Below are 25,255 nucleotides of genomic sequence, written 5' to 3'. Positions count from 1 at the left end.
CCTTCGCGGGGCATGACAGCGGAGCGTATGAGCCTCCGTTGTGACCCGGCGGCAGGAGACGACATCACTCCGCCGCCGTCAAATGCTGCACCTTGCCTTCGATCTCCTTCGGCACCGGTGCAGTCCAGGGCGCGCCGCGGCGGCGCTTGACGTCGACCTCCATCCAGTAGGTTTCCCAGCCCCGCGTCGGCCCGATGCCGTCCATGGTCGCCGGCCCCTGGATGCTGCGCGCGTTGCCCTCGTCCAGGAACAGCATCGGCTTCTCGCCGCCTGCAACCTTCTCGATCTCCTGCCGCAGCAGGCGGCGATACAGCACGATCGCCTTGTCGCTCTGCCCGAGATGCTCCTTGGTGCGGTCCTGGATCGCGCCCATCGATTCCACCGCCCACTGGTCGTGCACGTTGATATCGGTGCCCATGCCGGTGTAGGTCGCGGTCTGCTGCTCGTGCGGATCGAAACCGTATTCGTTGCTCTTGTTCTTGCGCGAGGTGTAGTCCGGCAGCTCATAGAGCTCGAGCCGCTGTTCCCGCATCTTCTTCTTGTCGACGGGATTGGTGTAGCTGGTGAAGATCGCGTACCAATAGCAGTTCTCGTCGTCGACCGGTACGTGCCACTGCGTGATCGTCATCTCCGTGCTCATGGGGATGACGAAGCCGTGCGGGAAGAGCTGATTGGTCACGCGCACGTGGGTGCGCTCGTCGTCGATCTCGCGCAGCGCAATCAGCCGCAGGCCGTATTCGGTGTGCTCGACATTGATGATCGGGCGGTCGTACTCGCGCAGGATCTTCGTCATCGGCAGGTCGGACCCTGCGGAGGCGCCGCGGAACTGCTTGCCGTAGGCGGTCGAGGTGTCCTCATCCTCGAAGAAGCGGTGCAGATAGGAGGCGTGCGCGGGATCGATGCCGACCTCCAGCGCCTGCAGCCAGTTGCAGGCCATGTGGCCCTTGAAGGCAAAGGTGTGCGTGCCAGGGGCGACAAAACAGTCGATCTCCGGGAATGCCGGCGGCTCTCCCTCGCCGAGATAAGCCCAGAGGATGCCGCCCTTCTCCATCACGGGATAGGAGCGCTGGCGGATGTTCTGGCAGAGTTTTGAGTCCTTCGGCTCTGCCGGTGTCTCGATGCACTGGCCGGTCGCGTCGAACAGCCAGCCATGGAAGGCGCAGCGCAGGCCGCCATGCTCGAGCCGGCCGAAGGCGAGGTCGGCGCCGCGATGGGCGCAGTGGCGGTCGATCAAGCCGTAGCGCCCCTGCTCGTCGCGGAACAGCACCAGATTTTCGCCGAGCAGCTTGACGGGTCGGATCGGCCGCGCGCCCTCCAGCTCATCCACCAGCGCCGCCGGCTGCCAATAGCTCCGCATCAGCTTGCCGCAGGGGTCCCTTGGCCCGGTGCGGGTGATCAGGTCGTTCTGCTCCTGGCTCATCATGGCGGGTCGCGTCCTTTTTCTGGAGGGGCGTTCTGTTCGCCTATTGAACGAATGGGCGAATTATGCCATGCGTTGGATCCGCAGCAAGCACTATTTTGCAGGAATGTCCCGACACCGATGCCCAAGCTGAAGCGGAGCGAGAGCGAGGAGCGCGCGACGGATTTCGTCGAAAGCCTCGATCGCGGCCTGCGCCTGCTTCAGTGCTTCGGCACCGCCGCGGGTCCGATGACGCTGAGCGACCTCGCCCGCGCCGCCGAGCTGCCGCGCGCCACCGCGCGGCGCATGCTGTTCACGCTCCAGCGCGGCGGCTTCGTTGCCGGCGACGGCAAGCTGTTCACGCTGACACCGCATGTACTGACGCTCGCGGCGTCGTATCTGCGTTCGAGCCAGCTCGTCGCCGTGCTTCAGCCCGTGCTCGACCGCGTCGCAACCGCCGCGCAGGAGATCTCCTCGCTTGCGGTGCTCGATGGCGACGATGTCGTATTCATCGCCCGCGGCGGCCCGGCGCGCGTGTTTTCGGGCGGACTCGAAATCGGCTACCGCCTGCCTTCGTTCTGCACCTCGGTCGGTCGCGCGATGCTCGGTCAATTCGACGATGCCGGTCTCACCGCGCGGCTGAAGGCCATGACGCGCGAGGCGCTGACGCCGCAAACGGTGACCGATCCCGAGGCGCTGCGCGCGCGCATCATTGCCGACCGTACGCAAGGCTATTCGCTGGTCGATCGCGAGGCCGAGCCGCATTTTCGCTCGATCTCCGTTCCCGTCCGCCGCTACGACGGAGTGATCGTCGCCGCCATCAACATGGGCGCCCATGTCGACCGCGTGCCGGCGCGGGAACTGCTCGACCGCTTCCTGCCGCTGCTACGGGAAGGTGCCGAGGCGGTGCGGTCGCAGTTGCTGTAGCTAAGCGTAACCCACCACTTCTCTCACCGTGTGCGACGCAAAGAGGTGGGTTACGCCTTCGGCTAACCCACCCTACATTGCCGCAGCCTGTGCTATAATGTGCTCCACAGAAGACCAGGGAGTACGCCATGCAACACACCATGGTTCCCAGTGATCGCGTGGAGCACGTCGCCGTCTACGGATGTGACGGCACGAAGCTCGGCACGATTGAGCGATTGATGCTCGACAAGGTGAGCGGAACGGTCGCCTACGCCGTCATCAAGACCGGCAGGCTGCTCGGGACCCACCATCATTATCCTCTGCAGTGGAGCGCACTGAAATACGATCCGGGACGTCAGGCCTTCCAGGTCGAGCTGACGCCGGAGCAACTGAGCAGCGGCCCCTGCGAGGTCGATGGCGATGAGTTCGACTGGGGCGACCGCTCGCGGCCCTACCAGCATCCGAATTACTGGTCGATCTAGGCGATCGACTTCATTCGTCTTGATGCCCCGCCGCTTCGCGCTCCATGTCGCGCCCCGCGTGTCCTCGCCCCTCTGCCGGCACCCTCACTGCCGGTTGCGCATCCAGTCGGCGAGGCCGGATAGCGCGCGGTCGAGGTCCTGTCGCGCAGCCGTGTCGACGACCGTCTCCTCCAGCGCGCCGCGCATGCAGAGCAGCCACGCATCGCGTTCGGCATCGCCGATCGCAAAGCCGATATGCCGCTGGCGCAGCCGCGGATGGCCCTTCTCGACCGAATAGAGTCGCGGTCCGCCAGTCCATTCGGTGAGATAGCGCTTCAGCACGTCCTTGATGTCGCCGAGATCGGCCGCATGCATGGTGCGGATGACTTTCGCAGCCGGCAGCGTGTCCATGCGCGCATAGAAGCGCTCGACCAGCCGATCGATCGTGGCGCTGCCGCCGATCCGCTCGAACATGGAAGCTGCGACGTCGCTATCGGTCATTGCTAATCCCAAGGCTTGCTGCCGGGTTCGGATATGCATTGTGGCGCGCCCACAAACATCTGCGCTCGCTTGTCCGGGACGACGGCGAAGAATCTACAGCGCCACGCTGCGCAGGCCGAAGCTGCGGGCTTCGTTCTGGAGCACGGGGCGCACTGCGTCGATCAGGCGCGCGGCGGCGGCGTCGACGGAGAGGCCGGCGGTATCCACCACCGCCGTCGCACGCGAATACAGCGGCTCGCGACTCAGCAAGATGTTGCGCAGCTCCGTCATTGCGGAGCGGTCATCGGCCATCGGGCGCAGATCGCCCTGGCGGCGCACGCGCGCCATGTGCTCCTCGGGCTCGGCCTTCAGCCAGATCGTGTAGAACGACGACAGGATCTGGTCGAAGGTCAGCGGCTCCGAGACGATGCCGCCGCCCGTCGCCAGCACCATCAGCTCGTTGCGTGCCAGGAGCTGTTGCAGCGCCGTCTGCTCCATGCGGCGAAAGCCTTCCTGGCCGTAGAGTGCGATGATCTCGGCGATCGAAAGCCCGTTCTGCTCCTCGATCGCCTTGTTGAGCTCGACGAAGCTCCAGCCGATCTTCTTCGCCAAAATCTTGCCGAGCGTGGACTTGCCGGCACCGCGCAGGCCGATCAGCGCGATGCCGCAGAACGGCGCACGCCGCGGCGCCGAGGCGCTGCCGCCGGCAAGCAGATCCTTGGCCTGCGCGATCTGGCTCGGCGTCGCCTTGCGGAGGAGATCGCGAAACATCTGCCAGTCCGGCGTCGGATCGGCTGAGGGAAGCAGGTCTTCGAGATGCGCACCCATCGCGTCCGACACGCGGCGCAGCAGCACGATGGAGACGTTGCCCTTGCCGCTCTCGAGCTGTGCGATGTAACGCTCCGAAATTCCTGATACCTTGGCGAGCACCTTGCGCGACATGCCGCGCAGCGCACGCATGGTGCGCACGCGCTGGCCGAGCTGTTCGAGAAATCGGGATTCGGCGTCGGGACTGTCGGTCATGGACTACAGATCATGGGCCTTCTTTAGCGGAGGTCCTGCGGCGCATTTAAATGAAACATAATGCCTGATGGCATTGACAGCAAGCCGCTCCGGTGTCTTTCTATGAATTATAATTCTAAATTCTGGGGAGAAGTCCGTGAGCGAGGGATCCTATAACGCGGTGACCTGGCTGCTCGACCGCAACGTCGAGGAAGGCCGCGGCAACAAGCTGGTCTTCGACGATACCGCCTCGCGGCTCACCTATGGCGAGCTCCAGCGCGAAACGCGGCGCGCCGCGAACATGCTGCGCCGGCTTGGCGTCCGCCGCGAGGAGCGGGTGGCGATGATCATGCTGGATACGGTCGACTTCCCGATCGTATTTCTCGGCGCGATCCGAGCCGGCATCGTGCCGGTGCCGCTCAACACGCTGCTGACTGCGGACCAGTACGCCTACATCCTCGCCGACTGCCGCGCGCGCGCGCTGTTCGTCGCCGAAGCGCTCTATCCCGTCATCAAGGACGTCGTCGGCCGCATGCCGGATCTCGAGCATGTCGTGGTGTCCGGCGCCAAGATGAACGGCCACAAGCAGCTCACTGAGGAGCTTGCGGGTGAGAGCGATCAGTTCGCGACGGCCGCGACCCACCCCGATGAGCCGGCGTTCTGGCTGTATTCGTCCGGCTCGACCGGCATGCCCAAGGGCGTCCGCCATCTGCATTCGAACCTGCAGGCAACCGCCGACACCTACGCAAAACAGGTGCTCGGCATCCGCGAGAGCGATGTCTGCCTGTCCGCGGCAAAGCTGTTCTTCGCCTATGGCCTCGGCAATGCGCTGACCTTCCCGATGTCGGTGGGCGCCAGCGTGGTCTTGAATAGCGAGCGCCCGACGCCGGCGCGGATGTTCGGCCTGATGAACAAGTACAATCCGTCGATCTTCTACGGCGTGCCGACGCTGTTCGCGGCGATGCTCAACGACGAGACGATGAAGAGTGAGCGCGGCGGCAGCGCATTACGCATCTGCACCTCGGCCGGCGAGGCGCTGCCGGAATCCGTCGGCAATAGCTGGAAAGCGCGTTTCGGTGTCGACATTCTCGACGGCGTCGGCTCGACCGAGCTGTTGCACATCTTCCTGTCGAACGCGCCCGGCGACATCAAGTACGGCTCCTCCGGCAAGCCGGTACCGGGCTATGCCGTGCGGCTGGTCAACGAGGCCGGCCAGGACGTTGCCGACGGTGAGGTCGGCGAGCTCCTGGTCGATGCGCCCTCTGCCGGTGAGGGCTACTGGAATCAGCGCCACAAGAGCCGCCGCACTTTTGAAGGGCCATGGACGCGCACCGGCGACAAATATGTGCGCGACGCCGAGGGCCGCTACACCTTCTGCGGCCGCGCCGACGACATGTTCAAGGTCTCCGGCATCTGGGTTTCGCCGTTCGAGGTCGAGAGCGCGCTGATCACGCACCCCGCCGTGCTGGAGGCTGCCGTCGTGCCCGAGGCCGATCCGGAAGGACTGCTGAAGCCGAAAGCCTTCGTCGTGCTGCGCCCTGGCGCAAAGACGGACGATCTGCAGGAGATGTTGAAAGAGCACGTCAAGCAGAAGATCGGCCCATGGAAATATCCGCGGTGGATCGACGTGGTGGAGTCCTTGCCGAAGACGGCAACGGGAAAGATTCAGCGGTTCAAGCTGCGTGAAGGGGCGAACTGAGCGTGCTCATATGGCGTAGTGCTGTTACCGCGAACTCCGCTGCGCTCCCTCCCCCCTTGCGGGGGAGGCGTAGGCCGCCTTCGGCGGCCGTCCTTCTAATGAACGCCGAAGCGGAGCTTCGGCTGTGGGAGCGGGGTAGCCCAGCAAAAGGTCTATCCATCGTCACAACATCGTTTGTTCAAATTGAGAGAGGGTGCCGTGTGGCAACCCCCTCCCTAGCCCTCCCCCGCAAGGGGGGAGGGAACGACGGAGCGAGAGAACGCGTCTCGTCCTCATTGCGCGAACGAAGAAGAGTCACAGCATGACCAACCTCACCCCCACCGGCTTCCTCAGCATCGATGGCGCCAGCCTCGAATACAAATGGCTCGCGCCACAAGTCCAGGACGCGCCGACCATTGTCATGCTGCATGAAGGGCTCGGCTCGGTCGGGCTCTGGAATGATTTTCCCGAGAAGCTGCAGCAGGCCACCGGCGCCGGCATGTTCGTCTACTCGCGCGCGGGCTATGGCCAGTCGAGCCCCGTGAAGCTGCCGCGGCCGCTCGACTACATGCAGCGCGAGGCGCTGGACGTGCTGCCGAAGGTGCTCGACGCAATCGGGTTCAAGCGCGGCCTGCTGCTCGGCCATTCCGACGGCGGCTCGATCGCGGCGATCTATGCCGGCTCGCACCAGGATCACCGGCTGGGCGGCCTCGTGCTGCTGGCGCCGCATTTCATCGTCGAGGATATCTCGGTGCAGTCGATCGCCGCGATCAAGACGGCCTACGAGACCACGGACCTGAAGGCCAAACTCGCGCGCTGGCACAAGGATGTCGACAACGCCTTCTATGGCTGGAACGGCGCTTGGCTCGATCCAAAATTCCGCAACTGGGACATCTCCGAGTACCTCGCCTACATCCGCGTCCCTGTGATGGTCCTGCAGGGTGTCGATGATCAATACGGGACACTGCGTCAGGTCGAGATCGCGCAGGCAGAATGTTATTGCCCGGTAGATTTGAAAGTCATTTCAGGCGCGGGGCATTCGCCGCATCGCGAAGCGCCGGGTGCGACGCTTGACGCGATTGTCCAGTTTGCAACGGCGGCCCTGCGCGACGACCAGAGTCTTCAGGGACGGGCCGCTTGAACTGTTGCAGGCACATCTTTGATGGGTGTGCCGCTAAAGGCGAGCGGGCCGCAGCCGTGGTCCGGCGCGCCGCCGCGATCCCGACCCATGAAACAAAATGCATGTGGCGACAGCGCGGGGGCTAGACGCATCCGAAAAGATGCATTATTGTGCATCTAACGGTTAAAGACCGAAGCTCATAATCCAGCTCAAGGGTGGCCCATGGCCGGGGAAGATCGTCGCCTCGCAGGCGGTGCGACATTCATCGATTTCCAGACCGATCCGTCCCGCTACCGGCACTGGAAGCTCGCGGTCGACGGCGAGGTCGCGACGCTGATCATGGATGTCGACGAGAACGGCGCCCTGTTCGAGGGCTATCTACTCAAGCTCAACTCTTACGATCTCGGCGTCGATATCGAGCTCGCCGATGCGATCCAGCGGCTGCGCTTCGAACATCCGGAGGTGAAGGTCGTGCTGCTGCGCTCGGCCAAGAACCGCGTGTTCTGCGCCGGCGCCAACATCCGCATGCTTGCCGGCTCGACCCACGCCCACAAGGTCAACTTCTGCAAGTTCACCAACGAGACCCGGAACGGCATGGAAGACTCCTCGGAGAATTCCGGCCAGCGCTTCATCACCGTGGTGAACGGCTCGGCCGCCGGCGGCGGCTACGAGCTCGCGCTCGCCACAGACCACATCATCCTCGCCGATGACGGCTCTTCTGCTGTTGCGCTGCCCGAAGTGCCGCTGCTCGCGGTGCTGCCGGGCACCGGCGGTCTCACCCGCGTCGTCGACAAGCGCAAGGTTCGCCGCGACCATGCCGACTTCTTCTGCACCATCGAGGAAGGTGTGAAGGGCAAGCGCGCAGTGGCCTGGCGCCTGGTCGACGAGATCGCGCCGAATTCCAAGCTCGAGGCCAGGATCGCCGAGCGCGCCAAGGAGTTCGCCGGCGCCTCGAAGCGCAACGGCAGCGGCAAGGGTATCGCGCTGACGCCGCTCAAGCGGACGATCGACGAGAACAGCGTCCGCTACGGCTTCGTCAGCGTCGACATCGACCGCGCCGCCCGCATTGCCACCGTCGCGATCAAGGCTCCGGAGGCCTCACCGCCCGCCGATATCGACGGCATGATGGCGCAGGGTGCCTCGTTCTGGCCGCTTCAGGTCGCGCGCGAGCTCGATGACGCCATCCTGCATCTGCGCATCAACGAGCTCGAGATCGCCATGCTGGTGTTCAAGAGCCATGGCGACCGCGCCCATGTGCTCGCCTGCGACGCGTTCCTCGAAGCCAACAAGGCGCACTGGCTCGTCAACGAGATCCGCCACTACTGGAAGCGTGTCTTGAAGCGCATCGACGTCACCTCGCGCACGCTGGTGACGCTGGTCGAGCCCGGCTCCTGCTTTGCTGGTACGCTCGCCGAGCTCGTCTTCGCCGCCGACCGCTCCTACATGCTGGTCGGCACGCGCCAAGGCGACAACCGCCCGCCGCCCGCGATCGAGCTTTCCGCGATGAATTTTGGCCCGTATCCGATGAGCCACGGGCTGACGCGGCTCGAGTCGCGCTTCCAGGCAGATCCGTCCGAGGTCGAACGCGCCAAGGGCCATACCGGCGAGGCGCTCGACGCCGAGCAGGCCGAGGAGCTCGGCCTTGTCACCTTCGCGCTCGACGACATCGACTGGGATGACGAGGTCCGCGTCTTCCTCGAGGAGCGCGCCAGCTTCTCGCCCGACAGCCTCACCGGTATGGAAGCGAGCCTGCGCTTCGTCGGCCCGGAGACGATGGAGTCAAAGATCTTCGCGCGTCTGACTGCGTGGCAGAACTGGATCTTCCAGCGCCCCAATGCCGTCGGCGAGGAAGGCGCACTGCGCCGCTACGGCAGCGGACAGAAGCCGAAATTCGATATGACGCGGGTATAGCGAGTAGGGAATGGCGAATAGCGAATGAGGGAAGTCCATTCACTACTCGCCATTCGCTATTCGCGATCCGCAGTTCGACGCCAGAAATTAAATGAACCAGTCCCCCACGGGAGATGCGCCATGAACATGAACATCATGAACGTCGACTACTCGACCAAGATTCCGAACAACGTGAATCTCGCCGAAGATCGCCAGGTGCTGAAAGCGCTGGAAGGCTGGCATCCCGGCTACATGGACTGGTGGAGCGACATGGGACCGGAAGGTTTTCAGGAATCGCTGGTTTACTTGCGCACCGCCTATTCGGTCGATCCGCGCGGCTGGGCCAAGTTCGATTATGTCCGCATGCCCGAATATCGCTGGGGCATTCTGCTTGCGCCGCAGGAAGAAAAGCGCGTCGTGCCGTTCGGCGAGCACTACGGCGAGCCGGCCTGGCAGGAAGTCCCGGGCGAGCATCGCGCCATGCTGCGCCGCCTGATCGTGATCCAGGGTGACACCGAGCCCGCGTCCGTCGAGCAGCAGCGTCATCTCGGCAAGACCGCGCCCTCGCTCTACGACATGCGCAATTTGTTCCAGGTCAATGTCGAGGAAGGCCGTCACCTCTGGGCGATGGTGTATCTGCTGCAAAAGTATTTCGGCCGCGACGGCCGCGAGGAAGCCGACGATTTGCTGCGCCGCCGCTCGGGTGATGCGGATGCGCCGCGCATGCTGGGCGCCTTCAACGAGGCGACGCCGGACTGGCTGTCCTTCTTCATGTTCACCTACTTCACCGACCGCGACGGCAAGATGCAGCTCCACAGCCTCGCGCAGTCAGGCTTCGATCCGCTGTCGCGCACCTGCCGTTTCATGCTGACGGAAGAGGCGCACCACATGTTCGTCGGCGAGACCGGCATCACCCGCGTCGTGCAGCGCACCTGCGATGCGATGCGGGAAGCGGGCATCTCCGATCCGACGGATATCGCCAAGGTCCGCGCACTCGGCGTGATCGATCTGCCGACCATCCAGAAGAAGCTGAACCTGCACTATACGCTGTCGCTCGACCTGTTCGGCTCCGAAGTTTCGACCAATGCGGCGAACGCCTTCAACGCCGGCATCAAGGGCCGCTATCACGAGACCCAGATCGAGGACGATCATCAACTCAAGAATGCCACCTATCCGGTGCTCAAGCTGATCAACGGCGAAGCCAAGCTGGTCGACGAGCCGGCGCTGACCGCGCTCAACATGCGCCTGCGCGACGACTACAGCCAGGATTGCGTCAAGGGCATGCTGCGCTGGAACAAGGTGATCTCGACCGCGGGCTACGACTTCAAGCTGACGCTGCCCAACGTCGCCTTCCATCGTCACATCGGCGAGTTCAAGGACGTCCACGCCACGCCCGACGGCATCCTGATCGACGATGCCACCTGGGCCAAGCGCAGGGACGAGTGGCTGCCGTCGGCCAGCGACGGCGACTTCATCACATCGCTGATGCAGCCCGTCACCGAGACCGGCAAGTTCGCCTCCTGGATCTCGCCGCCGAAAGTCGGCATCGACAACAAGCCCGGCGATTTCGAATACGTGAAGATCGAGTCGTAAGGGCCAGGGACTGAGTTTTGCGCAAGACCGAATGCTGTCATCACCCGCGAAAGCGGGTGATCCAGTATTCCAGAGGCGGTCGTGGCTTCGCAGAGAGGCCGCGGCGTACTGGATGCCCCGGTCAAGCCGGGGCATGACAGCGAGTGTGAGGCGAGGGTGCTGCACTCGCAGCCAGTCTCAACTATCCCACCCGCTCCCCTTGATGCCGGGATTCGCATAGACGATCCCGCCATCCACCGCGATCGTCGCGCCCACCACATAGTCGCCCGCGCGTGAGGCGAGATAGATTGCGGCGCCCGCCATATCCTCGTCGGTGCCAATCCGACCTGCAGGCACGCGCGTCGCAACCTCGTCACCGTGATCGCGCGCGGCGCGGTTCATGTCCGACTTGAACGGTCCCGGCGCGATCGCGGTGACCACGACATGATCGGAGATCAGCTTCACCGCCATCCGCCGCGTCAGGTGGATCAGCCCGGCCTTGCTTGCCGCGTAAGAGTAGGTCTCCATCGGATTGACAAAGATGCCATCGATGGACGCGATGTTGATCACCTTGGCCGGCCGCTCCGCGCTTGCAGCCGCACGCAAGGGAGCTGCCAGCGCCTTGGTCAGGAAGAACGGCGACTTGACGTTGAGGTTCATCACCTTGTCCCAGCCGCTCTCCGGAAACTCGTCGAACTTCGCTCCCCAGGCTGCTCCCGCATTGTTGACGAGGATGTCGAGTTTTGGCTCGCGCTTTTTGAATTCGCCCGCGAGCAGCTCGACGCCGGCAAGCGCGGAGATGTCGATCGGCAGCGCGATGCATTCGCCGTTAAATTGCGCGGAGAGCTCCTTGGCGGTCTCCTCGCAAGGCCCGGCCTTGCGCGCAGTGATGTAAACCTTCGCCGCGCCGGCGCCAAGAAAGCCTGCTGCGATCATCTTGCCGATGCCGCGCGAGCCGCCGGTCACGAGCGCAACACGGCCTTCGAGCGAGAACAGATTTTTGAACATGACGCCTCCCTTGGTTGGCACTCGTTGTGGGCGGGGCGATGAGGGGAGTCAAGGAACCGTCGCTAGCTCCGCCCTCATCCTGAGGAGCGCGTTAGCGCGTCTCGAAGGATGCGGGCGCACCATCCTTCGAGACGCGCTCCTTCGGAGCGCTCCTCAGGATGAGGTCTGAGTGTGCGGATCGATCAGGCCGCAGCGATCCGGCGTAGGCCGTTCCACATCGCGGTCGCGGCGCCCGAGGTCAGCACCGGCAGGATGCGGGTGTCCTGGTAGTTGCCGTTGAGCGAGACGCGCGGCAGCGCGGTCATGTGGCCGGCGTTCTCGGCGAACAGCATACCGGGTCGCGTCGTCACGGCGGTCTTGAAACCGGCGGAAGCGGCAAGCGCGAATTCGCGCTGGCCTGCTGCCTCGCGGTCGCCATAGGGGTAGGCAAAATGCAGCACGGGAAGTCCGAGCGCCTGTTCGATCCGCGCGCGGCTCATTGCCATTTCCTGCGCGGCGATCGCCTCGCTCTGCTTGGCGAGATTGCAGTGGCTGATGGTGTGGGCGCCGATCGTGACCAGTGGATCGGCGGCAAGCGCCGTGACCTCGCCCCAGGGCAGGCAAAGGCCGCGGCACAGCGCGGCCATATCGACGTCGTATCTGGTGCAGAGTGTCTCGATCTCGCGCTTGAGATCATGCTCGCCCGGCAGCGCGCGCAGCCAGTCGTGCAGGCGGTCGAACGCCGCCTGCTTTGCCGCAGGCGTCGTCGCATCGAGGCGAAGCGCGGCCTTGCCGATCTGCACGTCGATCTGTTCGGCCTTGGCGATCACCGCTTCCAGCGCAATCCACCACAGGCGTCCGATGCCTTCGGCGAAGTCGCTGGTGACATAGACGGTCGAAGGCGCGTCGAACTCGCGCAGCACCGGCAGCGCAAACTCCAGATTGTCGCGGTAACCGTCGTCGAGGGTGAAGGCGGCGAAGCGGCGAGCAAAGTTGCCTTGGACCAGCCGCTCATGCAACTCGTCCATGCTGACGATGTCGATGTCGCGCGAGCGCAGGTGGCAAAGGGTCGCGCGCAGGAAATCCGGGGTGACCTCGAGGTGCCGGTTGGGTTGGAATGCGTCGTCTCGGGCCGGCCGCACGTGGTGCAGCATGAAAATGGCACCGACGCCCGACAAAAGCGGACGCAGGAGATGGTGCGCGCCGCTGAAATAGAGTGCTCCCAGCCCGGCGCGGATGACGTTGTTGCGGAGTTGTTTCATCGAAGGCTGGCGGACCCCTGGCATTCCGCCTTCAACTTAAGGAAGGACCCTTGAAGAAAAAGTTATTCCAATTGTCCACGCAGGGCCTTCAGACGGCCGGCATTTCCGGTTTGACAGCCTGCCAAGGGTTTGTTTTGTCTCCGGTTCCAGAGTTCGGGTCGTCGAATGCAGAAGCTTTTCAAGTGGGCCAGCAAATGGTGGCCGGGGCTGATCCCCTTGGCCGTCATGTGGGGATTTGCGGCCTGGAATAACACCTTGCCGGTCGAAGCCGACCTGTCGGCCCGAAGCAGCGCCGCGCTCAAGGGCACCGTTCTGGACAAGACCCGGATTGCCGTCGACGGCCGCGATGTCAGCCTGGCCGCGGATGCCTTCTCCGAGGAGGGCCGCCGCGATGCGGTGATGGCGGTCGAGAACGTTCCAGGCGTTCGCCTCGTCGACGACGCGACCCGCCTCGTTCCCGAGGCCAAGCCCTTCGTCTGGAACGCCGAGCGCGACGTGGTCCGGGTGACGCTGTCGGGCAGCGCGCCGTTGCCGGCGATGAAGGCGCGGCTCGTGGAGGCGGCGCGCAAGGAGCTCGGCGGGGTCGAGGTGGCCGATCAGATGGGGCTGGCGCGCGGCGCGCCACCGCGGTTCGAGGCGGCCGCGATGCTCCTGCTCGACCAGATCGGCAAGCTCAAGGAAGGCAAGATCACGATCTCCGACACCAAGATCAGCCTGTCGGGCATGGCCCGGGACCTCGGCGGCCGCGAGGCGATCGCGGTGGCGTTGAAGAACCTGCCCGAAGGTTTTTCAATCGCCGCGAACGAGGTCAAGGCACCGCCCTATATCTTCCAGGCCTACAAGGATCCGGTCGCCGCGACGCTGACGCTGACCGGCTACGTGCCTGACGACAACGTGCACGCGGCCATCGCAAGCAGCGCCTCGCGAAGGTTCTTCACCGAAAAGGTCGTCGACAATCTCAAGTCCAGCATCGGGGCGCCTAGCTCCTTCAGCACTGCGGTGGTCGCAGCCCTCGGCGCGCTGTCGCGGCTGTCGACCGGCACACTTGTGGTGTCCGACCGCGAGGTGAAGCTGTCGGGCGATGCGCTGTATGAAGGCGCGGCCAACGATATTCGCGCCGGTCTCGGCAAGGATTTTCCAAAGACCTGGCAGTACAAGCCGGAAATAACGGTGAAGCCTGCGGCGGGCCCGGTCGACGGCACCGTCTGCCAGCAATTGTTCTCGGAGCTCCTGGGCAAGGGCAAGATTCGCTTCGAGCCGAAGCGCGCCAACATCGATCCGGACTCTGCAGGCATTCTCGACCATCTCATCGAGACGGCGCTGCGTTGTCCGACCACCAATATCGAGGTTGCCGGCCACACCGATGCCGATGGCGAGGATTCCTTCAACCAGGCCCTCTCGGAAAAGCGCGCGCAGGCGGTGATCGACTATCTGGTCAAGGCCGGCCTGCCGGCGACCCGCTTCACCGCGGTCGGCTATGGCGCGACGCAGCCCGTCGCCGGCAACGACACCGATGATGGCAAGGCGCAGAACCGCCGCATCGAATTTCTGGTGAGGTGACGATGCCGTATCTCGTCTCGTTTCATTTGGGCTGGCTGATCGGATCGCTGCTGTTGGGCTTGGCGATGGGCTGGATTTCGGTGGTCCAGCGCGGCAACGGCACCTCGAAGGTGACAGCACGCTGGCTGGCGGTGCTGGTCGCGGGACTGGTCGCGGCGTCGCTCACCCGTGTGGTCCCCGGACGGTTCGGCTACTGGCTCGACCTCGGTCTGATTATCTTTGCCTGCTATCTGGTCGGCTGCACCATCGGCGCGTGGCTACGCGATCGCGTGGTCTCGCGCAGCGCGCCAGCGGCCTGAGCTTCCGGCCCGCGTATAGGCGCATCCAACATTGCGGTAACTGTCTGATGACAAAGGAGAACGTCGAGGCGAAAAGTTGAGCTTGACAATAATACGTACGTGCGTATTGTGCATGTCATGCCAAAGCCCTCACTCAAAGACGCTATCCTCGACGCCGGCCTCAAGGTCATGTTCCGCACCGGCTATCATGGCACCAGCGTGCGCGACGTCACCGCCGCGGCGGGCGCGCCGCAGGGCTCCTTCACCAACCATTTTCGTTCCAAGGAGGCCTTCGCTTCCGAAGTGCTCGACCGCTATTTTGGCGTCACCAGGGGGCTGGTCGCGCAGGCGCTCGAGGATACCTCGCTGACACCGCGCGCGCGGCTCCGCCGCTACCTCGACATCATCACCGGCAGGTTGGAGGCCGACGGCTATGGCCGCGGCTGCCTGATTGGCGATCTCAGCCTGGAGGCCACCGGCAGCAGCGAGATGCTGCGCACGCGCCTCGCCGAGATCTTTGCCGAATGGCGCGTGCCGTTCGCCGTCTGCATCGCAGAAGCCCAGGAACGTGGCGAGATAGCGTCGGATTTCGAGCCCGAGGAGCTTGCCGACTTCCTGCTCGCATCCTGGCAGGGCGCGATCCTGCGCATGAAGGTCGATCGCAATCCCAAAGCGCTCGAGCGTTTCAAGAGCATCGCATTCCAAACCGTGTTCAAGGAGTCGACATGAGCCAGCAAGCCGAGATCGAGATTCGCAACACGTCCATCCTGGGAACGACCATGGCCTGGCGCGAGGCGGGCGCCCAGGATGCGCCGGTCGCGCTGTTTCTGCACGGCAATCCCACCTCGTCGTATATCTGGCGCAGCATCCTGCCGCTGGTGGCGCCGGTGGCGCATTGCATCGCGCCCGATCTCGTCGGCTTCGGCCGGTCCGGCAAGCCCGACATCGACTATCGCTTCTTCGACCACGTCCGCCATCTCGATGCACTGATCGACGAACTCGGCATCTCCTCGGCCTACCTCGTCGCGCAGGACTGGGGCACCGCGCTCGCATTTCATCTTGCTGCGCGCCGGCCGGATTTCGTCCGCGGCCTCGCTTTCATGGAGTTCATCCGCCCGATGCCGACCTGGCAGGATTTCCACCACAGCGAGGTCGCGGAGGAGTTCGAGCACGCCGAGGCGGCGAGGGCCATCTTTCGCAAGTTCAGAACACCGGGCGAGGGCGAGGCCATGATCCTTCAGGCCAATGCGTTCGTCGAACGCGTGCTGCCCGGCGGCATCCTGCGCAGGCTCAGCGACGAGGAGATGTCGTCCTATCGCGCACCGTTCCCGACGCCCGAGAGCCGCCGCCCCGTTCTCGCCCTTCCCCGCGAACTGCCGATCGCTGGCGAGCCTGCCGATGTCTATGAAACGCTTCAGTCCGCCCATGCGGCATTGGCAACCTCGTCCTATCCAAAGCTGCTGTTCACGGGCGAGCCTGGCGCGCTGGTCTCGCCCGAATTTGCCGAGCGGTTCGCAGCTCCGTTGAAGCACTGCGCGCTGGTGCGTCTTGGTCCGGGACTGCATTTCCTCCAGGAGGATCACCCCGAGGCGATCGGCCGGTCGGTCGCGGGCTGGATCGCCGGCATCGAAGCGGTGCGCCCGCAGCTTGCGGCTTGAACGGAGAGCAAAATGTCGGACGTCACGATTGTCTATTGTCGGCCCTGCGGCTACGAAAAACGCGCGAAGGAAGCAGCCGCTGCGCTGCATGAACAGTTGGCGCTGGAGTCGGATCTCGTGCCGGGCAAGGGCGGGATCTTCCAGCTCAAGCTCGGCGACAGGATTGTCGCTAGCCGCAGCAAGGGGCATTTTCCTGGAGCTGACGAGATCGTCGCCGCCGTTGCCGCCGCGCGGCGCTGATTGAGCACAGGAAGGTTTGCCGATGTCGATTGTCTGGACCGACGATCTCACCGCGATCGACTGGGACGAACTCTCCGTGCTCTACCGCATCGCGCCGCTGGGCAACAAGGCGCCGGCCGATCTCGCGCTGGTATTCGGCAACAGCATGTTCCGGGCCTTCGTCTACGATAGCGGCCGTCTCGTCGGCGCCGGCCGCGTGCTCGCCGACGGCCGCGACTGCGCCTATCTCTGCGATATCGCGGTGCACCCGGACTGTCAGGGCCAGGGCCTCGGCCGCCAGATCATCGAGCGGCTGCTTGCGCGCTGCGGCTCGCACCGAAAAATCATCCTCTATGCCGTGCCGGGCAAGGAGGCCTTCTACGAACGTCTCGGCTTCCGCCGGATGACCACGGCCATGGCCATCTTCGAGGATCAGACCCATGCCTATGAGCGCGGCTATCTGACCGCGCCCTAGGCGGCGCTCACGCCGCGACCTCTCAGCGCAGAGGATAATCCACGCAAAACCGGCCGTGCCGTCCCGCCTTTCAACAGTCGGGCGCGGCGCATAGATTGACGTCGGCTTAAGGCCGGACGGAACATTGCACGATCGAAATCATCAAAACTTCACGGCCCCTGCGCAGGATTGCCATGGAGATTCGCGTGAACCCTGTCGCGGAAAGAGCCGCCCCCCGTGTATTCCCTGCTCGAAAGCCTATCTAAAACATTGAAGGAACGGCTTTTTGGTCGCATTGGCGAATTCCACTCCGGCCCGAAACGCGCTACTGGAGGGGCGGGGGGAATGCGCGATGCCGGCGCCGGCGGCGCGGGTTCGCCGGCCGTCAATTCGCCGGCCAACGTGGCCGCTGGAGCGTTGTTCGAGGTCTAGATGCTGGAAGCCATACGCAGGGCGATGTCGTTTCTGCGCCAGAAGCAAATCCTGCATAAGCTTGGCGTTGTCATCAGCGTCACGGTCATCGGCATCGCTTGCTATGTGCTCTATCACATGCTGCGCGGCATCGATTTCAACGAGGTGGTCGAAGCGATCAAGAGCACCGAGCCGCGTCAGATTGCGATGGCGGCGCTGTTCGTCGCCGCGGGCTATTTTACCCTGACCTTCTACGACTTGTTCGCCGTGCGCGCGATCGGCCATGCCCATGTGCCTTATCGCATCAACGCGCTGGCCGCCTTCACGAGCTACTCGATCGGTCACAATGTAGGCGCCAGCGTCTTCACCGGTGGCGCGGTGCGTTACCGCATCTACTCAGCCCATGGCCTGAACGCGATCGACGTCGCGAAGATCTGCTTCCTCGCCGGTCTGACCTTCTGGCTCGGCAACGCCGCCGTGCTGGGGCTTGGAATTTCCTACCATCCGGAGGCGGCCGCCTCGATCGACCAGCTTCCGCCCTGGCTGAACCGCACGGCGGCGATGGGGATCATCGTCGCGCTGGTTGCCTATGTGGTCTGGGTCTGGACCCAGCCGCGGGTGGTCGGCCGCGGACCGTGGACGGTGGTGCTGCCGGGCGGCCCGCTGACGCTGCTGCAGATCGCGATCGGCATCATCGATCTCGGCTTCTGCGCGCTCGCGATGTACGTGCTGGTCCCGGACGAGCCCAATCTCGGCTTCGTCGTGGTCGCGGTGATCTTCGTCTCGGCGACGCTGCTCGGCTTTGCCAGCCATTCGCCCGGGGGCCTCGGCGTCTTCGACGCTGCCATGCTTGTCGGCCTCTGGCAGATGGACCGGGAGGAGCTCCTGGGCGGCATGCTCCTGTTCCGGGTGCTCTATTATCTTTCACCCTTCGTCATATCTGTAATCTTGCTGACGTTTCGCGAGGTTATCATCGGCGCCCGATCGAAGCGCCTGCAGCAGGCGGCGCTCAAGCTCGACCCCGGTCCGGCACCTGAAGCCGCCTATGTGAGAGAGCGCAGCGACAGCGGCGCCTGAACCGCGCAAGCCCCTAGGAGAAGCCCGCCCCGATGGCGATTGATGCCCCTCCTTCTCCCGCCCAGCCCTGGTCCGACCGGCTGCGGCACTCGACTATCATCCTGATCGCCGCAGCGCTGGCGCTGTCGGTCGTGGTTTCGCTCGGCGAATTGTCGGCGGTGCGCGCCGTGGCGGTGTTTCTCTGCATAGCGGCCGCCGCGCTGATCCCGTGGCGACTGCATGACAATGCGGCCTCGCGCGACGACGTCCGCCGCATCAATCCCGTCGAAAGCGCGGCGGTTGCGGCGGTCGTCGCCGGCATACCGGATCCGGCGGTGCTGCTCGACCGCGCCGGCCGTGTGATCCATCTCAATGCGGCCGCCGCCCAGCTTGCGCCGGCGCTGCGCAAGAACGAGCTGGCGCAGTTCGCACTGCGCTCGCCGGAGATCATCACCGCGCTGCGCGAGTCGATCGCCACCACCGAGCCGCGGCGCGCAGACTATCTCGACCATGTGCCGGTCGATCGCTGGATGGAGCTCATCATCACGCCGGTGCCGGTGCCCACCACCTTCGGCGGCGCCGACAAATGCATGCTGATGACCTTCCACGACCAGACGCCGCTGCGCCGGGTCGAGGAGATGCGCGCCGATTTCGTTGCCAATGCCAGCCACGAATTGCGCACGCCGCTCGCCGCGCTGTCGGGCTTCATTGATACGCTCCAGGGGCAGGCCAAGGACGACCCCAAGGCCCGCGAGCGCTTCCTCGGCATCATGCACGCTCAGGCCACACGCATGGCGCGCCTGATAGATGACCTCTTGTCGCTGTCGCGCGTCGAGTTGTCCGCCCATGTGCGACCCGACACCCTGGTCGATCTCGTGCCGATCATCCGCCAGGTCGCCGACGGGCTCGAGCCGCTGGCCCGCGAACGCCAGGTCGACGTCGAGACCCATCTGCCGGAGAGCCCGGTGATGATCGCGGGCGACCGTGAAGAGCTGTTGCGCCTGTTCGAGAACCTGATCGAGAACGCGCTCAAATATGGTGCCTCGGGCGGGCGCGTCATCGTGTCGCTCAACATCGGCGCGGCGACTGATGGAACTCAGGAAATCCGCGTCTTCGTGCGCGATTTCGGCCCCGGCATCGCGCCCGAGCACCTGCCGCGGCTGACCGAGCGCTTCTACCGGGTCGACGTCGGCGACAGCCGCTCGCAAGGCGGGACGGGCCTCGGATTATCGCTGGTGAAACATATTCTTAACCGTCATCGCGGCCGGCTTTTGATCGAAAGCGTGCCCAAGCAGGGCGCCACCTTCACCGCCTGTTTTCCCCAGGCCAGGACCTCGGCGTCAACCTGATATTCAAGCGATTCCAGCCACTTAAAGCTGTCATCTGACTGTCACCAAACCTTCGTAAAAGCACAGCCGACCGCTCCTAAAGGGGCGGCGCGGGAGCGCGATCGGGCGCGGATGGCGCTTCGCTCCCCAGTATGGAGACCAGCATGAATTTCCTCAAAACTATCGTCGCTGCTGGCTTGGTCGCCGCATCGACGTCGGCTTTCGCCGCCGATATTACCGGCGCCGGTGCGACGTTCCCGTTCCCGATCTATTCCAAGTGGGCTGACGCCTACAAGAAGGAGACCGGCAACGGCCTGAACTACCAGTCGATCGGCTCCGGTGGCGGCATCAAGCAGATCCAGGCCAAGACCGTGACGTTCGGCGCCAGCGACGCGCCGCTCAAGGCCGAGCAGCTCGAGAAGGACGGCCTCGCCCAGTGGCCGATGGTGATGGGTGCGATCGTTCCCGTCGTCAACATCGAGGGCGTCAAGGCCGGCGAGCTGGTGTTCGATGGCGAGACCCTCGCCAACATCTATCTCGGCAAGATCACCAAGTGGGATGATGCTGCCATCAAGAAGCTCAATCCGAACGTGAAGCTGCCGTCCGAGGCGATCACCGTGGTGCGCCGCTCCGACGGTTCGGGTACGACCTTCAACTTCACCAACTATCTCTCGAAGGCCAGCGCTGACTGGAAGAGCAAGGTCGGTGAGGGCACGGCTGTCGAGTGGCCGGTCGGCGTCGGCGCCAAGGGCAACGAGGGCGTGTCCGGCAACATCAGCCAGACCAAGAACTCGATCGGCTACGTCGAGTACGCCTATGCCAAGCAGAACAAGCTGACCTACACCGGCCTCGTCAACAAGGCCGGCAAGACGGTGCAGCCGACGGTCGAGGCCTTCCAGGCGGCCGCCTCCAACGCCGATTGGTCCAAGGCGCCCGGCTACTACGTCATCCTGACCGACCAGCCCGGCGACAAGTCCTGGCCGATCACGGCGGCGACCTTCATCCTCATGCACAAGGAAGGCACCGACAAGGCGGCCTCGCAGGAAGCCATCAAGTTCTTCCGCTGGGCCTTCAAGAACGGCGGCAAGATGGCCGAGGAGCTCGACTACATCCCGATGCCGGACAGCGTCGTCCAGCAGATCGAGAAGACCTGGGCTGCCGAGATCAAGAGCTAAGCGCTCTTGTCCTGGGCGCAGCGCGGCATCATCTGCCGCGCTGTCGGTCCGGGATCCGCAAGGCCTCGTTCCCGGATGCGTCGGGTCGCTGTCGCGATGAGACGCATCCGGAGCGCGAGACCGGTGACAAAAGAGCAAATACAGTCAGTACAGGGGATCGGCGTGGCAGAGATGGCCGTTCAGAGCGACGTGATTGATGACGCCGGACCCTATGATCGTGCCAAGGCGTTGAGCGCCTTCAAGCTCGGCGATCTCACCTTCTACTGGATCACGCGGCTGAGTGCGATCTCGGTCCTGCTCATCCTCGGCGGCATCATTGTGTCGCTGATCGTCGGTGCTTTCCCGGCGATGAAGGAGTATGGCCTGTCGTTTCTGTGGACGCAGCGCTGGGCGCCGTCCGCCGATCCGCCCGTGCTCGGCGCGCTCGGGCCGATGTACGGCACGCTCGTCACCTCCTTCATTGCGATGCTGATCGCCATCCCCGTCGGTCTCGGCATTGCGATCTTTTTGACCGAGCTCTGCCCGCAATGGCTGCGCCGTCCGATCGGCATGGCGGTCGAGCTGCTCGCCGGCATTCCCTCCATCATCTACGGCATGTGGGGCTTCTTCGTGCTCGGCCCGTTCCTGGCCAACACCTTCCAGCCCTTCATGATCAAAATCTTCGACGGCGTTCCCGTGCTGGGCGCGATCTTCGCCGGCCCGCCGTCCTATCTCAGCCTGTTCAACGCCTCGCTGATCCTGGCGATCATGGTGCTGCCCTTCATCACCTCGATCTCGGTCGACGTGTTCAAGACCGTGCCTCCGGTGCTGAAGGAGGCTGCCTACGGCGTCGGCTGCACCACCTGGGAGGTGGTCCGCAGCGTGGTGATCCCCTACACGCGGGTCGGTATCATCGGTGGCGTCATGCTGGCGCTGGGCCGTGCGCTTGGCGAGACCATGGCGGTGACCTTCATCATCGGCAACTCGTTCCGGATCTCCTCATCGATCTTCGCGCCGGGCACCACGATCTCGGCGGCGATCGCCAGCGAGTTCGCCGAAAGCGACGGCCTGCATCAATCCGGCCTGATCTTGCTCGGCCTCCTGCTGTTCGTGCTGACGTTCTTCGTGCTCGCGGCCGCGCGGCTGATGCTGCTGCGCCTCGAAAAGAAAGCGGGGAAGTGACGCCATGAACCCGATTTATGCACGCCGCCGCCGCAAGGACATCCTGATCCGCGGTCTCTGCATCGGCGCCGCCGCCTTTGGCGTGACCTGGCTCGCGCTGATCCTGATCACGCTGCTCTACAACGGCCTGACGGGATTGAACCTCCAGATCTTCACCGAAAGCACGCCGCCGCCCGGCTCGAACGAAGGCGGCCTGCTCAATGCCATCGTCGGCTCGCTGATCATGACCGTGCTCGGCGTCGGCATCGGTGCGCCGCTCGGCCTGTTCGCCGGCACCTATCTCGCCGAGTACGGCCGCAATGACAAGCTGACCTCGGTCATCCGTTTCATCAACGACATCCTGCTCAGCGCACCCTCGATCATCATCGGCCTGTTCATCTACGGCGCGGTGGTGGTGCCGATGCGCGGCTTCTCGGCGATCGCCGGCAGCCTCGCGCTCGCCGTGATCGTGATCCCGGTGGTGCTACGCACGACCGAGGACATGCTGCTCCTGGTGCCGAACGCGCTGCGTGAGGCGGCCTCGGCACTGGGCCTGCCGCGTTCATTGGTGATCAAGCGGATCGCCTATCGCGCGGCGCGCTCCGGCCTCATCACCGGCGTGCTGCTCGCGACCGCCCGCGTCGCCGGCGAGACTGCGCCGCTGCTGTTCACTGCGCTGTCGAACCAGTTCTTCAGCCTGAGCCTGAACAAGACGATAGCGAACCTGCCGGTCACCATCAACAACTTCGTGCAGAGCCCGTACGCCTACTGGAAGCAACTCGCCTGGAGCGGCGCGCTGCTGATCACGCTCACCGTGCTTGCCCTGAACATTGGCGCGCGCATCCTTGGCGCCGAGAGGACCGCAAAATGACCGACCTGTCCGTATCCGTGAGTTCCAACGGTCACCTGGCGTCGCAACCGCTGCCGGAGGCCCCGGCCAAGGTGACGGTTCGCAACCTCAACTTCTATTACGGCGAACACCACGCGCTGAAGAACATCAACCTGACGCTCGGCACCAACCGCGTCACGGCGTTCATCGGTCCGTCGGGCTGCGGCAAGTCGACCCTGCTGCGCATCTTCAATCGGATGTATGATCTCTATCCGGGCCAGCGTGTGACCGGTCAGCTCATGCTCGACCAGACCAACATTCTCGACCCCAAGCTCGATCTCAACCTGCTGCGGGCCCGCGTCGGCATGGTGTTCCAGAAGCCGACGCCGTTCCCGATGACGATCTACGAGAACATCGCCTTCGGCATCCGCCTCTATGAGAAGATCTCGAAGTCGGAGATGGACGACCGCGTCGAGAAGGCGCTGCGCGGCGGCGCGCTCTGGAACGAGGTCAAGGACAAGCTCAACGCCTCGGGCCTCTCGCTCTCCGGCGGCCAGCAGCAGCGCCTCTGCATCGCGCGCACCGTCGCGGTGCGCCCCGAAGTGATCCTGTTCGACGAGCCCTGCTCGGCGCTCGACCCGATCTCGACCGCCAAGGTCGAGGAGCTGATCCAGGAGCTGTCCGAGAACTACACGATCGCGATCGTCACCCATAACATGCAGCAAGCGGCGCGCGTTTCCGACAAGACCGCCTTCATGTATCTCGGCGAGCTGATCGAGTTCGACGACACCAGCAAGATCTTCACGTCGCCGAGCGATCGGCGTACGCAGGATTACATCACCGGCCGGTTCGGCTGAGGAGACAGGATATGGGTTCCGAACACACCGCAAAGGCCTTCGACACCGACCTTCAGGAGCTCACTCGACTGGTCGCAGAGATGGGCGGGATTGCCGAGCGCATGATCGTCGATTCCGTCGATGCGCTGATCCGCCGCGACGTCGCGCTCGGCCAGCGCGTCGTCGCCACCGACGTCGAGCTCGACGCGCTGCAGAAGCGTATCGAGGAGCGTGCCGTGCTCACCATCGCCCGCCGTCAGCCGATGGCGATCGACCTGCGCGAGATCGTTGGTGCGATGCGCGTGGCGACCGACCTCGAGCGCATCGGCGACCTTGCCAAGAACATGGGCAAGCGCGTCGCCGCGCTGGAGACGGACTTCCATCCGCTAAAGCTGTTCCGCGGCCTGGAACACATGACCGACCTGGTGCAGCAGCAGGTCAAGTCGGTGCTTGACGCCTATGCCGCGCATGACCTGCCGGCGGCGATGGCGGTGTGGAAGGGCGACGAGGAAGTCGACGCCATCTGCACCTCGCTGTTCCGCGAGCTCCTCACTTATATGATGGAGGATCCGCGCAACATCTCGTTCTGCATCCATCTGATGTTCTGCGCCAAGAACATCGAGCGGATCGGCGACCATGCCACCAACATCGCCGAGACCGTGTTTTACATGATCGAAGGTCAGGCCATCGCCGACAAGCGGCCGAAGGGCGACATGACGACCTTCGCCACGACGGTCCCGAATACGTAAGGAGCGACGACCCCATGGGCGCACGCATTATGGTGGTTGAGGACGAGGAGGCTCTGACCGAGCTCCTCCGCTACAACCTCGAAGGCGACGGCTATGACGTCGAGACGGTGATGCGCGGCGACGACGCCGATACCCGTCTCAAGGAACATATCCCCGACCTGATCGTGCTCGACTGGATGCTGCCGGGCCTGTCCGGCATCGAGCTGTGCCGGCGCTTGCGCACCAGGCCCGACACCAAGCAGCTTCCGATCATCATGCTCACCGCGCGCGGCGAGGAGAGTGAGCGGGTGCGGGGTCTTGCGACCGGTGCCGACGACTATATCGTCAAGCCGTTCTCGGTGCCCGAGCTCTTGGCGCGCGTAAAGGGCCTGCTCCGGCGCGCAAGCCCCGAGCGGCTCGCCACCGTGCTCGCCTATGGCGACATCGAGCTCGATCGTGAAAAGCGCCGCGTGGCGCGCTCGGGCCGGCCGATCGATCTCGGTCCGACCGAATATCGCCTGTTGGAGTTTTTCCTCGAGCATCCGGGTCGCGTGTTCTCGCGCGAGCAGCTTCTCGACAGCGTCTGGGGCCGCGACATCTACATCGACGAACGCACGGTCGACGTGCACATCGGCCGCCTGCGCAAGCTGCTCAATCTCGGCCGCGAGCAGGATCCGATCCGCACCGTGCGCGGCGCCGGCTATGCGCTGGATGACCGTTTCGCGAAGGCGGAGCAGACGTAAAGTCTGGGGCGGGATGGCTGGTTGTTGCCACACTTTCAGTCGTCGTCCCGGCGAAGGCCGAGACGCATAACCCCAGGGCGCAG

The 25,255-nt window shown here is 64.4% G+C and carries 26 protein-coding genes; 21 read left to right on the top strand and 5 right to left on the bottom strand.

All coding sequences use genetic code 11. The features are described 5' to 3' along the window. Positions 1-64: 64 nt before the first annotated feature. Positions 65-1,423 carry an aromatic ring-hydroxylating dioxygenase subunit alpha gene (locus MTX21_RS23820; RefSeq protein WP_280967114.1) on the bottom strand — a complete coding sequence of 453 codons (1,359 nt, stop codon included), beginning with the start codon at positions 1,421-1,423 and terminating at the stop codon, positions 65-67. A 117-nt stretch (positions 1,424-1,540) separates the two neighbouring features. Here MTX21_RS23820 and MTX21_RS23815 point away from each other — a divergent pair, with 117 nt between their 5' ends. Both MTX21_RS23815 and MTX21_RS23810 read left to right on the top strand, forming a co-directional pair. Continuing rightward, positions 1,541-2,326 carry an IclR family transcriptional regulator C-terminal domain-containing protein gene (locus MTX21_RS23815; RefSeq protein WP_280967113.1) on the top strand — a complete coding sequence of 262 codons (786 nt, stop codon included), beginning with the start codon at positions 1,541-1,543 and terminating at the stop codon, positions 2,324-2,326. Between the two features lie 128 nt (positions 2,327-2,454). Continuing rightward, positions 2,455-2,787: a PRC-barrel domain-containing protein gene (locus MTX21_RS23810; RefSeq protein WP_027549787.1), complete on the top strand. Its 333-nt coding sequence runs from the start codon at positions 2,455-2,457 to the stop codon at positions 2,785-2,787. 84 nt (positions 2,788-2,871) lie between these two features. Here the strand turns inward: MTX21_RS23810 and MTX21_RS23805 are convergent, their stop codons facing one another. Both MTX21_RS23805 and MTX21_RS23800 read right to left on the bottom strand, forming a co-directional pair. Next, the gene (locus tag MTX21_RS23805; RefSeq protein WP_280967112.1) at positions 2,872-3,267 is read right to left on the bottom strand and encodes a group II truncated hemoglobin; all 396 of its coding nucleotides are present in this window, start codon (positions 3,265-3,267) and stop codon (positions 2,872-2,874) included. Between the two features lie 93 nt (positions 3,268-3,360). Beyond that, complete coding sequence (locus MTX21_RS23800; RefSeq protein ID WP_280967111.1) at positions 3,361-4,269, bottom strand: helix-turn-helix transcriptional regulator; 909 nt, start codon at positions 4,267-4,269, stop codon at positions 3,361-3,363. A 136-nt stretch (positions 4,270-4,405) separates the two neighbouring features. Here MTX21_RS23800 and MTX21_RS23795 point away from each other — a divergent pair, with 136 nt between their 5' ends. From MTX21_RS23795 to boxB, 4 genes are all read left to right on the top strand, one after another. Then, a complete protein-coding gene (locus tag MTX21_RS23795; RefSeq protein ID WP_280967110.1) occupies positions 4,406-5,947 on the top strand; it encodes a benzoate-CoA ligase family protein in 1,542 nt (513 codons plus the stop codon). Between the two features lie 301 nt (positions 5,948-6,248). After that, a complete protein-coding gene (locus MTX21_RS23790; RefSeq protein ID WP_280967109.1) occupies positions 6,249-7,067 on the top strand; it encodes an alpha/beta hydrolase in 819 nt (272 codons plus the stop codon). Positions 7,068-7,268: 201 nt separating this feature from the next. Continuing rightward, positions 7,269-8,957 (top strand): 2,3-epoxybenzoyl-CoA dihydrolase, encoded by a 1,689-nt coding sequence (gene boxC / locus MTX21_RS23785; RefSeq protein WP_280967108.1) that lies wholly within the window; start codon positions 7,269-7,271, stop codon positions 8,955-8,957. Positions 8,958-9,077: 120 nt separating this feature from the next. Continuing rightward, entirely contained in the window at positions 9,078-10,529 is a 1,452-nt protein-coding gene (gene boxB / locus MTX21_RS23780) for a benzoyl-CoA 2,3-epoxidase subunit BoxB (RefSeq protein WP_280967107.1), read from the top strand. Between the two features lie 177 nt (positions 10,530-10,706). Here boxB and MTX21_RS23775 read toward each other — a convergent pair whose 3' ends face one another. After that, on the bottom strand, positions 10,707-11,516 hold the full coding sequence (locus MTX21_RS23775; RefSeq protein WP_280967106.1) for an SDR family oxidoreductase: 810 nt from the start codon (positions 11,514-11,516) through the stop codon (positions 10,707-10,709). A 182-nt stretch (positions 11,517-11,698) separates the two neighbouring features. Continuing rightward, complete coding sequence (locus MTX21_RS23770) at positions 11,699-12,757, bottom strand: polysaccharide deacetylase family protein (protein WP_280967105.1); 1,059 nt, start codon at positions 12,755-12,757, stop codon at positions 11,699-11,701. Positions 12,758-12,922: 165 nt separating this feature from the next. Between MTX21_RS23770 and MTX21_RS23765 the strand changes: the two genes are divergently transcribed. The 15 genes from MTX21_RS23765 to phoB all read left to right on the top strand — a co-directional run bounded on the left by MTX21_RS23765 (position 12,923) and on the right by phoB (position 25,172). Beyond that, positions 12,923-14,317 (top strand): OmpA family protein, encoded by a 1,395-nt coding sequence (locus MTX21_RS23765; protein WP_280967104.1) that lies wholly within the window; start codon positions 12,923-12,925, stop codon positions 14,315-14,317. A gap of 2 nt (positions 14,318-14,319) precedes the next feature. Further along, on the top strand, positions 14,320-14,616 hold the full coding sequence (locus MTX21_RS23760; RefSeq protein ID WP_280967103.1) for a hypothetical protein: 297 nt from the start codon (positions 14,320-14,322) through the stop codon (positions 14,614-14,616). Positions 14,617-14,733: 117 nt separating this feature from the next. Beyond that, positions 14,734-15,324 carry a TetR/AcrR family transcriptional regulator gene (locus MTX21_RS23755; protein ID WP_280967102.1) on the top strand — a complete coding sequence of 197 codons (591 nt, stop codon included), beginning with the start codon at positions 14,734-14,736 and terminating at the stop codon, positions 15,322-15,324. Further along, positions 15,321-16,253 (top strand): haloalkane dehalogenase, encoded by a 933-nt coding sequence (locus tag MTX21_RS23750; RefSeq protein ID WP_280967101.1) that lies wholly within the window; start codon positions 15,321-15,323, stop codon positions 16,251-16,253. The genes MTX21_RS23755 and MTX21_RS23750 overlap by 4 nt, the downstream gene beginning before the upstream one ends. Before the next feature lie 12 nt (positions 16,254-16,265). Further along, complete coding sequence (locus MTX21_RS23745) at positions 16,266-16,493, top strand: Rdx family protein (protein ID WP_280967100.1); 228 nt, start codon at positions 16,266-16,268, stop codon at positions 16,491-16,493. 22 nt (positions 16,494-16,515) lie between these two features. Further along, the gene (locus tag MTX21_RS23740; protein ID WP_280967099.1) at positions 16,516-16,947 is read left to right on the top strand and encodes a GNAT family N-acetyltransferase; all 432 of its coding nucleotides are present in this window, start codon (positions 16,516-16,518) and stop codon (positions 16,945-16,947) included. Between the two features lie 216 nt (positions 16,948-17,163). After that, positions 17,164-17,358 carry a hypothetical protein gene (locus tag MTX21_RS23735; RefSeq protein WP_280967098.1) on the top strand — a complete coding sequence of 65 codons (195 nt, stop codon included), beginning with the start codon at positions 17,164-17,166 and terminating at the stop codon, positions 17,356-17,358. Beyond that, positions 17,359-18,414 carry a lysylphosphatidylglycerol synthase domain-containing protein gene (locus MTX21_RS23730; protein ID WP_280967097.1) on the top strand — a complete coding sequence of 352 codons (1,056 nt, stop codon included), beginning with the start codon at positions 17,359-17,361 and terminating at the stop codon, positions 18,412-18,414. It abuts the gene before it with no gap. Positions 18,415-18,446: 32 nt separating this feature from the next. After that, a complete protein-coding gene (locus MTX21_RS23725; RefSeq protein WP_280967096.1) occupies positions 18,447-19,742 on the top strand; it encodes an ATP-binding protein in 1,296 nt (431 codons plus the stop codon). A gap of 143 nt (positions 19,743-19,885) precedes the next feature. After that, a complete protein-coding gene (pstS, locus tag MTX21_RS23720; RefSeq protein WP_280967095.1) occupies positions 19,886-20,896 on the top strand; it encodes a phosphate ABC transporter substrate-binding protein PstS in 1,011 nt (336 codons plus the stop codon). Between the two features lie 171 nt (positions 20,897-21,067). Beyond that, the gene (pstC, locus tag MTX21_RS23715; RefSeq protein ID WP_280971146.1) at positions 21,068-22,057 is read left to right on the top strand and encodes a phosphate ABC transporter permease subunit PstC; all 990 of its coding nucleotides are present in this window, start codon (positions 21,068-21,070) and stop codon (positions 22,055-22,057) included. A gap of 4 nt (positions 22,058-22,061) precedes the next feature. Beyond that, positions 22,062-22,907: a phosphate ABC transporter permease PstA gene (pstA, locus tag MTX21_RS23710; RefSeq protein WP_280967094.1), complete on the top strand. Its 846-nt coding sequence runs from the start codon at positions 22,062-22,064 to the stop codon at positions 22,905-22,907. Beyond that, a complete protein-coding gene (gene pstB / locus MTX21_RS23705; RefSeq protein WP_280967093.1) occupies positions 22,904-23,722 on the top strand; it encodes a phosphate ABC transporter ATP-binding protein PstB in 819 nt (272 codons plus the stop codon). The genes pstA and pstB overlap by 4 nt, the downstream gene beginning before the upstream one ends. Before the next feature lie 11 nt (positions 23,723-23,733). After that, positions 23,734-24,450 (top strand): phosphate signaling complex protein PhoU, encoded by a 717-nt coding sequence (phoU, locus tag MTX21_RS23700; RefSeq protein ID WP_280967092.1) that lies wholly within the window; start codon positions 23,734-23,736, stop codon positions 24,448-24,450. Between the two features lie 14 nt (positions 24,451-24,464). Beyond that, positions 24,465-25,172, top strand: a complete 708-nt coding sequence (gene phoB / locus MTX21_RS23695; RefSeq protein WP_212432749.1) for a phosphate regulon transcriptional regulator PhoB — start codon at positions 24,465-24,467, stop codon at positions 25,170-25,172. Positions 25,173-25,255: the final 83 nt, after the last annotated feature.

Origin of the sequence: Bradyrhizobium sp. ISRA430 (genome assembly GCF_029909975.1) — a bacterium.
Taxonomy (GTDB): domain Bacteria; phylum Pseudomonadota; class Alphaproteobacteria; order Rhizobiales; family Xanthobacteraceae; genus Bradyrhizobium.
The sequence above is the reverse complement of the archived record's forward strand: the minus strand, read 5'-3'. Positions and strand labels throughout refer to the sequence as shown.

Excerpts from the sequence above, each read along its gene's own strand:
- MTX21_RS23820 (WP_280967114.1), bottom strand. The coding sequence starts at position 1,423 with ATGATGAGCCAGGAGCAGAACGACCTGATCACCCGCACCGGGCCAAGG.
- MTX21_RS23815 (WP_280967113.1), top strand. The coding sequence starts at position 1,541 with ATGCCCAAGCTGAAGCGGAGCGAGAGCGAGGAGCGCGCGACGGATTTC.
- MTX21_RS23810 (WP_027549787.1), top strand. The coding sequence starts at position 2,455 with ATGCAACACACCATGGTTCCCAGTGATCGCGTGGAGCACGTCGCCGTC.
- MTX21_RS23805 (WP_280967112.1), bottom strand. The coding sequence starts at position 3,267 with ATGACCGATAGCGACGTCGCAGCTTCCATGTTCGAGCGGATCGGCGGC.
- MTX21_RS23800 (WP_280967111.1), bottom strand. The coding sequence starts at position 4,269 with ATGACCGACAGTCCCGACGCCGAATCCCGATTTCTCGAACAGCTCGGC.
- MTX21_RS23790 (WP_280967109.1), top strand. The coding sequence starts at position 6,249 with ATGACCAACCTCACCCCCACCGGCTTCCTCAGCATCGATGGCGCCAGC.
- boxC (WP_280967108.1), top strand. The coding sequence starts at position 7,269 with ATGGCCGGGGAAGATCGTCGCCTCGCAGGCGGTGCGACATTCATCGAT.
- boxB (WP_280967107.1), top strand. The coding sequence starts at position 9,078 with ATGAACATGAACATCATGAACGTCGACTACTCGACCAAGATTCCGAAC.
- MTX21_RS23775 (WP_280967106.1), bottom strand. The coding sequence starts at position 11,516 with ATGTTCAAAAATCTGTTCTCGCTCGAAGGCCGTGTTGCGCTCGTGACC.
- MTX21_RS23770 (WP_280967105.1), bottom strand. The coding sequence starts at position 12,757 with ATGAAACAACTCCGCAACAACGTCATCCGCGCCGGGCTGGGAGCACTC.
- MTX21_RS23765 (WP_280967104.1), top strand. The coding sequence starts at position 12,923 with ATGCAGAAGCTTTTCAAGTGGGCCAGCAAATGGTGGCCGGGGCTGATC.
- MTX21_RS23760 (WP_280967103.1), top strand. The coding sequence starts at position 14,320 with ATGCCGTATCTCGTCTCGTTTCATTTGGGCTGGCTGATCGGATCGCTG.
- MTX21_RS23755 (WP_280967102.1), top strand. The coding sequence starts at position 14,734 with ATGCCAAAGCCCTCACTCAAAGACGCTATCCTCGACGCCGGCCTCAAG.
- MTX21_RS23750 (WP_280967101.1), top strand. The coding sequence starts at position 15,321 with ATGAGCCAGCAAGCCGAGATCGAGATTCGCAACACGTCCATCCTGGGA.
- MTX21_RS23745 (WP_280967100.1), top strand. The coding sequence starts at position 16,266 with ATGTCGGACGTCACGATTGTCTATTGTCGGCCCTGCGGCTACGAAAAA.
- MTX21_RS23740 (WP_280967099.1), top strand. The coding sequence starts at position 16,516 with ATGTCGATTGTCTGGACCGACGATCTCACCGCGATCGACTGGGACGAA.
- MTX21_RS23730 (WP_280967097.1), top strand. The coding sequence starts at position 17,359 with ATGCTGGAAGCCATACGCAGGGCGATGTCGTTTCTGCGCCAGAAGCAA.
- MTX21_RS23725 (WP_280967096.1), top strand. The coding sequence starts at position 18,447 with ATGGCGATTGATGCCCCTCCTTCTCCCGCCCAGCCCTGGTCCGACCGG.
- pstS (WP_280967095.1), top strand. The coding sequence starts at position 19,886 with ATGAATTTCCTCAAAACTATCGTCGCTGCTGGCTTGGTCGCCGCATCG.
- pstC (WP_280971146.1), top strand. The coding sequence starts at position 21,068 with ATGGCCGTTCAGAGCGACGTGATTGATGACGCCGGACCCTATGATCGT.
- pstA (WP_280967094.1), top strand. The coding sequence starts at position 22,062 with ATGAACCCGATTTATGCACGCCGCCGCCGCAAGGACATCCTGATCCGC.
- pstB (WP_280967093.1), top strand. The coding sequence starts at position 22,904 with ATGACCGACCTGTCCGTATCCGTGAGTTCCAACGGTCACCTGGCGTCG.
- phoU (WP_280967092.1), top strand. The coding sequence starts at position 23,734 with ATGGGTTCCGAACACACCGCAAAGGCCTTCGACACCGACCTTCAGGAG.
- phoB (WP_212432749.1), top strand. The coding sequence starts at position 24,465 with ATGGGCGCACGCATTATGGTGGTTGAGGACGAGGAGGCTCTGACCGAG.